Source organism: Streptomyces sp. DH12, assembly GCF_020873895.1.
Classification (GTDB): domain Bacteria; phylum Actinomycetota; class Actinomycetes; order Streptomycetales; family Streptomycetaceae; genus Streptomyces.
Genome location: NZ_JAHWGT010000580.1, coordinates 1 through 553 on the forward strand (window position 1 = coordinate 1; position 553 = coordinate 553).

The following is a 553-nucleotide window of genomic DNA, read 5'->3' on the forward strand; positions in this document are numbered from 1 at the left end:
GTGGCCATGTGCTTGTCGGCGCCGTGAACGTGGAGCACGTGGTGGTGCATCGTCGTGACCGCGCCGGCCGAGGGGTCGACGGAGTGCACGACGGGGTCGGTCAGGTAGCGGCGCACGAGCAGGTCGACGTTGCGGTCGAGGGTGGCGGAGAACAGCATGCGCTGGCCTTCGGGGCGGACCTGGTCGAGAAGGGCGGTGACCTGCGGCATGAAGCCCATGTCGGCCATCTGGTCGGCCTCGTCGAGGACGGTGACGGAAACCTGGTTCAGCCGGCAGTCGCCACGGTCGATGAGGTCCTTCAGCCGTCCCGGCGTCGCGACGACGACCTCGGCGCCGGCACGCAGCGCGGACGCCTGCTTGCCGATCGACAGCCCGCCGACCACGGTGGCGACCCGCAGCCGCACGGAGCGGGCGTACGGGGTCAGCGCGTCGTTGACCTGCTGCGCCAGCTCACGCGTGGGTACGAGGATCAGCGCCAGCGGCTGCCTGGGCTCGGCGCGCTGCCCGGCCGTACGGGCCAGCAGCGCCAGCCCGAAGGCCAGGGTCTTCCCGG

General features: G+C 72.0%; 1 protein-coding gene. It reads right to left on the reverse strand.

The window, feature by feature from the left end; translation table 11 throughout:
• A partial coding sequence (locus LPA54_RS35880; RefSeq protein WP_228984738.1) for a DEAD/DEAH box helicase occupies positions 1 to 553 on the reverse strand: 553 nt, incomplete at both ends.